Genomic DNA, 8056 nt, shown 5'->3' on the forward strand with positions numbered 1-8056 from the left:
AGCCGGTGGAGGACCTGTCCCAGCGCACCGAGCGAGCCCAGACGTTCGTCAATCCGGACGGGACCTGGACCACGAATCAGGTGAGCAGTCCGGTGCGGGTCCGGCGCGCCGACGGGTCGTGGACGGCGGTCGACACCACGCTGCACCGGGTCGGGGAGCGGATCCGGGCCGCGGCGGTGCCCTACGACGTGTGGTTCTCGGGCGGCGGGGCCGGGCCGATGACCCGGCTCGCGGCGGGTGGCGGCAGCGTGACGCTGCTGCCGCCGTGGCCGCTGCCGGCGCCCGTACTCGATGGCGCCCAGGCCCGCTATCTCGACGTGCTGCCCGGTGTCGACCTGGTGCTGACGGCCCGGCCGGGGCACATCTCCGAGATGCTCGTGGTCAAGAACCGGTCGGCGGCGGGCAATCCCGCGGTGCGGCAGGTCCGGTTCGGTGTCCAGGCCGACGGTCTGTCGATCCGGCCGGACGACGAGGGCGGTTTCGTCGTCGCGGACGCGCGCGGCACACCCGTGCTGGCCAGCCCGGCGCCGCTGATGTGGGACTCCGCGGGCGGCAGTGCCCGGGAGATCGACGCGCCGGCCAACGGGGACCGCAGCGCCCCGATCACGCTCAAGTTCGGCCCCGCCGACCTGACGCTCGAGCCGGACCTGGGGCTGCTCACCGATCCTGGCACGACGTTCCCCGTCCACCTTGATCCGGTGGTGGCCGGGCCGCGCAACGACTGGGCCATGATCTCCAGCGGGTTTCCGGCCGAGGAGTACTACAACTTCAGCGGCGACCAGGGTGTGGGTCTGTGTGACGTGCAGGACGACGGCAACTGCGTCCGTGACCAGATCAAACGGCTGGCGTGGGAGTTCGGGATCCCGGCGGCGGTGCGCGGCTCGCATGTGCTCGGTGCCACGTTCTCGGCGTACGAGACCGCGGCGTACAACTGCACGGCCCGGCCGGTACAGCTGTGGCGGGTGAACACCGTCTCCTCATCGACCAACTGGAACAACCACTCCGGCTCCTGGGCGCAGCTTCTGCACAGCGTCTCGGTGGCCAGGAGCGGTGGCTGCAGCCCGGGACCCGGCCGGGTCGAGTTCACCGCAACGGCGGGCGTCGCCACCGCGGCGGCGAACCGGTGGGCGAGCCTGGGTCTCGGCCTGCGCGCGGGCAACGAAGGGAACATGTCGCTCGGGTGGAAGCGATTCCGCAACGACGCCACGCTGTCGATCACCTACAACACCCGGCCGGGCACCCCGACCCGGCTGTCCAGCGAGTTGGCCGGCTGCGCGACCGGCACCGCCCGGCCGGTGATCTCCACCGCCACGCCGCGGCTGCGCGCCGTGGTGTCCGATGTGGACGCCGGAGAGACCGACCTGCGCGGCTCGTTCGTCTGGCAGCGCCTCGACACGTCCGTCACACCAGCGGTATGGCGGGCGCTGGGTTCGGGTGAGCAGCGGTCGCTCCGATCGGGCGCCACCGCCGAGGTGCTCATCGCCAGCGGGTTGGTGCACGGCGGGATCTACCGGTGGCAGGCGCAGACGCTGGATCCGTGGTCGCACAACGGCTCGTCCGGCATCGACGGGTCGACCGCGAGTGCCTGGTGCGAGTTCGAGGTGGATCTGCAGGGTCCCGCGGTGGCCCCGGTGGTGGGTTCCCCGGTCTACGGCAGCGACATCAACCAGGTGTACGGCGCGGTCGGCCTGACCGCGGACTTCACCTTCACCGCTTCGGGTGTGGCCGACGTGACCGGCTACCGGTGGGGTTGGGCGGATCCGCCGACCACGCTCGTGCCGGCGCCCAGCCTCGGCGCGGCGGTGACGCTGCCGCTCACCCCGCCGCCGCCCAAGCCCGCCGATCCGGGTTCCGGTGGTCTGATGGCCCTGTACGTGGTCAGCGTGGACCGGTCCGGCCGCACCAGCCCGGCCACCGTGTACCCGTTCAACATCGGCTCGGCCACCGCACCCGTGGCGAGTTGGAACCTGGCCGAACCGGCCGGTGTCACCACACTCGCCGACTCTTCCGGTGGACGCGATGCCGTGCTGTCCGGCGGCGCGACGGGCACGCCCGGCCGAATGCTCGGCGGTCCGACCGCGCTGACGCTCGACGGCGTCGACGACTCCGCCACCGCGACCGGCGTTCCGATCGACACCACCCGCAGCTTCTCGGTGTCGGCCTGGCTGGCGCCCGCCGCCACGTCCAGCGGCATCCGGGACGCGCTGAGCTTCTCCGGCGTCACCTCCAGTTCGTTCATGCTGCGCTCCAACGTGGACGGCCGGTGGGTGGCCTACGCGGTGGCCGGTGACGTCGCCGACCCGCCGCGGAAGAACATCATCGGCACCACGGCGACCAGCCGCGGCGTGTGGAACCACGTCGCGGCCGTGCACGACGCGGCGACCCGGCAGCTTCGGCTCTACGTCAACGGTGTGCTCGAGGCCACCATGACCGACGCGACGTTCTTCCGCGCCACGCAGGCGGTGCAGATCGGCCGGACCAGGTACGCCGGCGGCTACATCATGTGGTGGCAGGGCGGCATCGCCGAGGCCAAGGTCTGGGACCGGGTGGTCTCCGCCGAGGAGTTGGCCCCGATGGCCGCCACGCTGACCGGACGGTGGGCACTGGACGGCGACGGCAGCGATGCGTCCCCGTTCCGTCGCCCGGTGACCGGCCCGGACACGATCATGTGGACCGACGACCAGAACGGCCTGCCGCTGTCCGCGGTGTCGCTCAACGGCACGACCGAGTCGCTGTCCACCGGCGGTCCGGTGCTGCGCACCGACCAGTCGTTCACCGTCGCCGCCCGGGTCCGCACGTCCTCACTGGTGGGCAACCGGACCGTGCTGAGCCAGCGCGGCGCCGAGATGTCCGCGTTCTTCCTCGGCACGCGGCATTTCCTGGTGAACGGCGTCGACCAGTCCCGCTGGTCGTTCTCGTTGCCGCCGCGGGACGGTGACGGCGAAACACTGTGGCACGCCTCGCTCGCCTCGGCCCCGATCACCCCCGACGACCTCGCGGTGTGGACCCATCTCACCGGCGTGTTCGACGCTTCGGCCGGCCAGATCCGGTTGTACGTCAACGGCGAGTTGGCTGGCACGACGGCGCGACCGGACCGTTGGCAGGCGACCGGACCGCTGGAGATCGGCCGCGCGCTGTACTCGCCGGGGGGTGGCCCGCCGCGCGAGGTCGACTACTGGCCGGGCGACGTGGACGAGGTCGTGGTGTACCAGGGTGTCCTGCCGGCACCCGAGATCGGCAAGTTGGCCGCACTCTGAGGGGGATCGTCAATGTCAGTTCGGATCGCTTCCCGGACAAGGGTTCGGGCGCTGGCCGGGTCGGTGACCCTGGCGCTCATGTCGTCGCTGGTGATCGCGGTGACCGCGGCCGTCCCGGCGGCGGCGGCACAACGCCCGCAGCCGCAGGAAGATCCGTCGGTTCCGGTGCGGCTGGCCGCCGAACAACCGGCTCCGGTCGACGACACCCCGGGCGAGCAACCGGCCGCGCCGGTGTGGCCGGTGGCGGATGTGGCCGACGCCGGCCTTGCCGAGCTGATCCGGGCCGGCGGCCTGCCGCTGCGCGCCGAGCCCGTACCACCTGAGGGAAGCGCCGCGGTCGCGCCGCCGTCCCGGATGAGGTTCGAGGTGTTGGACCGGGCCGCGGCGGAGGAGTCCGGCGTGAACGGCCTGCTGCTTCGGATTCGGCGATCCGACGGGGCATCCGACACCAGTCGGGTGCGCCTGTCGGTGGACTATTCGGCGTTCCGCAACGCCTACGGCGCGGACTGGGGGGCCCGGCTCGGGCTGACCGCGATGGCGGGCACCCAGCCCAAACCCGTGGGCAACAACATCACCGCCGGGGTGCTGACCGCTGACGTGGAGGTGTCCGGACAGGACTCGACGCTGGCGCTCGCCGGAACCCCGGCCTCGCCGGCGGGCGACTTCTCCGCCTCCCCACTGCAGTCCTCGTCGGTGTGGCAGGCCGGCGGCAGCTCGGGTGATTTCGGCTGGTCGTACCCGATGCGGATGCCACCCGGCCTCGGTGGCCCGGAGCCCGGTGTCGAGCTGCGGTATTCCTCCAGCAGCGTGGACGGGCGGATCTCCGGCTCCAACACCCAGACATCCTGGATCGGTGAGGGTTTCGACTGGCAGCCGGGCTTCATCGAACGCCGGTACCGGTCGTGCGGCGACGACACCGGTGGCAGCGCGGTCCCGAAGCGGGGCGACCTGTGCTGGGCCACCGACAACGCGGTGCTCTCGTTCGGCGGCAGCACGGCCGAGTTGCTGAAGGACCCGGCCGGCTTCTGGCGGCTGCGCGGTGACGACGGCACCCGGGTCAAGCGCGAAACCACCGGCTCCAGCGCCAAGAACGGCGACAACGACGGTGAGCACTGGGTGGTCACCACGCCGGACGGTACCCAGTACTGGTTCGGCCACAACAAACCGCCCGGCTGGGCCACGAACAAGCCGGAGACCAACTCGGTGTGGACCGTTCCGGTGTACGGCAACCACGCCAACGAACCGTGCAGCACCGGCACCCAGTTCTGCACCCAGGCGTGGCGTTGGAACCTGGACTTCGTCAAGGATCCCAGCGGCAACACGGTGACGTACTGGTACGGCAAGGAAACCAACGTCTACATGCGCGCGCAGGCCACCAGGACCGAGTACGTGCGCGGCGGCTACCTCGACCACATCGACTACGGCACCCGCGCCGACACCGCCTACGGCACCGCGCCGATGCAGGTGAAGTTCGACACCGGGAACCGTTGTCTGGCAACCGACTGCACCGCCAAGACCCCGGCGAACTGGCCGGACACCCCGTGGGACCTGGCCTGCACCACGTCCACGACGACCAGCTGTCTCATCGCCTCGCCCACGTTCTGGACCAGCCGCCGGCTGACCACGGTGACCTCGAAGGTGCGCAACGGAACGGCGTACAAGCTGGTCGAGTCCTGGGCCCTGCGGCACTCCTTCCCCACCCCCGGCGACGCCACCCGGGCCCGGCTGTGGCTGGCCGCCATCGGGCACACCGGTCACGTCGGTGGGCCGGTGACGGTGCCGGACGTCACCTTCACCGGCGTCCAGAAGCCCAACCGGGTGGACGCGAACGACCACTCGCCGCCGATGATATGGCGCCGGCTGGCGCACATCGGCACCGAGACCGGGGCCAGCATCGACGTCACCTACTCGGACGCGGACTGCGTCGTGAACACCCGGATGCCGTCCGCGCCCGAGACGAACAACCTGCGCTGCTTCCCGGTCCGTTGGACTCCGGACGGCTACACCGCGCCGGTGCAGGACTACTTCCACAAGTACGTCGTGACCGTGGTGACCGAGACGGATCTGGCGCTGCCGTCGGACGCCAGGTCACCCCGGACGATCACCCGGTACGACTACCCCGACCCGCCGGCCTGGCGGTACACCGACGACGACGGGATCATCGACGCCAAGTCGAAGACCTGGTCCGTCTGGCGGGGGTATTCCAGGGTCCAGGTCACCGAGGGCGACCCGGACGATCAGACCCGCGCCGAGACCCGGTACTTCCGCGGCATGCACGGCGACCGGCAGGGCTCGAACGCACCGCCGCGCTCGGTCACCCTGCCGGCCGCGGGCGGCGCACCGGCGGTGGCGGACGAGGACGCGTTCGCCGGCATGCCACGGGAGGAGATCGTCTACAACGGACCGGGCACCGAGGTGTCGGCGACGGTGTACGAGCCGTGGCAGTCGGAGCCGACCGCCACCCGGACGGTCAACGGTTCGACCGTGTACGCGCGACACACCGGGGTCGCAGCCGAGCGCGAGCGGACCACATTGGACGGTGGGCGACCTGTGCGGCGCACCATGACCAGAACCACGTTCGACGGCTACGGGATGCCGATCGAGGAGGAGAACCTGGGCGACGAGACGGTCCCGGACGACCAGCGCTGCACCCTCACCAGCTACGCGCGGAACACCACCGCGTGGCTGGTCTCCTACCCGTCCCGGGTCCAGGAGTTCGGCGTGGACTGTGTCCGGGCGAAAGGCCCCGGCCTGACCGAGGCGGACATCATCTCCGACGAGCGGACCAGCTACGACCAACTGTCGTTCGGCACGGCGCCGACCCGCGGACTGGTCAGCCGGGTCGAGGAGCTCAAGACCTGGACCTCGGCGGCGGCCGGCTACCACGTCACCTCCGCGGTCACGCACGACGAGTACGGCCGGGAGAAGAACGTCACCGACGAACGCGGCAACGTGACCCTGCACGACTACGTCCCCGCGACGGGCGGGCCGGTCACCGCCACGGTGGTCAGGAACGCACTCCAGTGGGAGACAAGGGAAACGCTGGAACCGGCCTGGGGACTGCCCACCGAGACCGAGGACGCCAACGACAAGGTGACCCGGCGCGGGTACGACGGGCTGGGTCGGCTGAGCAAGGTGTGGTTGCCCGGACGGACCACCACCGACACTCCCAACATGAGTTTCGCCTACCACGTCAGAAACACCGCGGCGACCGTGGTGGCCACCGCGACGTTGCTGCCGAACGGGGCCAGCACGACGAAGTACACGCTCTTCGACGCGCACCTTCGCCGGCGTCAGACCCAGGAGCGCGCGGCCGGCACCGGCGGGGTCCTGATCACCGACACCCACTACGACAGCGCCGGACGATCGGTCAAGGTGAGCGGGCCACGGGTCGCCGACGGTGCCGCGTCGGTCACCCTGGTGCAGCCGGTGCCGGACGCACAGGTGCCCACGCAGACCGTCACCGACTACGACGGCGCCGGACGGGTGGCCGAGGAGACGTTCCTGGTCAACGGGGCCAGGAAATGGAGCACCACGACCCGGTACGGGGGCGACCGCACCGACGTCACCCCACCGCAGGGCGGCACGCCGACGTCCACCGTGGTCGACGCCTACGACCGGCCGGTGCAGTTGTGGCAGTACCACGGGGCGACCGCGTCCGGCGATCACGACACGACGGCCTACCGGTACGACCGCAAGGGCCAGAAGACCGCCGTGACCGACCCGGCCGGCAACAACTGGACCTACGAGTACGACGTGCGCGGCCGGCAGAAGGTGACGTCCGACCCGGACAAGGGCGGGGCGACGATGACCTACAACGACGCAGGGGACCTGCTGACCACGACGGACAGTCGGGGCAACACGCTCGCCTACACCTACGACGTGCTGGGCCGCCGGACGAGCCTGCGGGACGGCTCCGCCACCGGCCCGGTGCGGGCGGAATGGGCCTACGACACGATCAGCCCCACGGTGACCCTGCGCGGCCAACTCGCCAAGACCACCCGATGGGTCAACGGCGAGGCCTACGTGGAGCAGATGCTCGGTTACGACGACGGCTACCGCCCGACCGGCCGCTCGGTGATCATCCCCGCCGGGCAGACCGGGGTGGCCGGCACGTACAACTACGCCTACGGCTACCACCCGGACGGCTCGCCGGCCAGCATCCGCCTCCCGCAGATCGGCAACCTGCCCACCGAAACGCTCGTGCCGGAGTACAACGACCTGGGTCTGCCCACCACCCTGCGCACCAACCTGTCCAGCACGGGCGCGAACACCTACTACGTCACCGCAACCAGCTATACCCGGTACGGCGAGGTGGCCGTGCTGTCCCGCGGCCACGAGTCCGGCCGATGGATGGATACGTTGCGCCAGTACGAGATCGGCACCCGCCGGCTCAGCAACATCCTCACCACCCGGGAGACCGAACCCGCTCTGGTCGCCGACCAGAGGTACGGCTACGACGCTCCGGGCAACGTCACGAAGATCGCGGACGTGCCGGCCGCCGGCACCGCCGATACGCAGTGCTTCGGCTACGACCGGATGCGCCGCCTCACCGAGGCGTGGACGCCGGCGAGCGGGGACTGCGCGGCCGCGCGGTCGGTCGCCGCGCTCGGTGGCCCCGCGCCGTACTGGCAGTCGTTCACCTACGACAACGTGGGCAACCGGCGCACCTCGGTCGATCACGGGGCGACCGACAGCACGCGCGAGTACACCTATCCGGCGGCGCGCGCGGCGCAACCGCACACGCTGCGCAGCGTGCGAACGACCGGCCCCGGTGCCGGCACCGCGACCTACACCTA

The 8056-nt window shown here is 71.1% G+C and carries 2 protein-coding genes; both read left to right on the forward strand.

The features are described 5' to 3' along the window. Positions 1-3257 (forward strand): LamG domain-containing protein (locus tag VFO68_RS01580; RefSeq protein ID WP_325156301.1); only part of this gene is annotated, 3257 nt, incomplete at its 5' end. Positions 3258-3269: 12 nt separating this feature from the next. Next, the coding region (locus VFO68_RS01585; RefSeq protein ID WP_325156302.1) for a type IV secretion protein Rhs at positions 3270-8056 on the forward strand (4787 nt) is incomplete at its 3' end.

Origin of the sequence: Actinophytocola sp. (genome assembly GCF_035712165.1) — a bacterium.
Lineage (GTDB): Bacteria > Actinomycetota > Actinomycetes > Mycobacteriales > Pseudonocardiaceae > DASYTH01.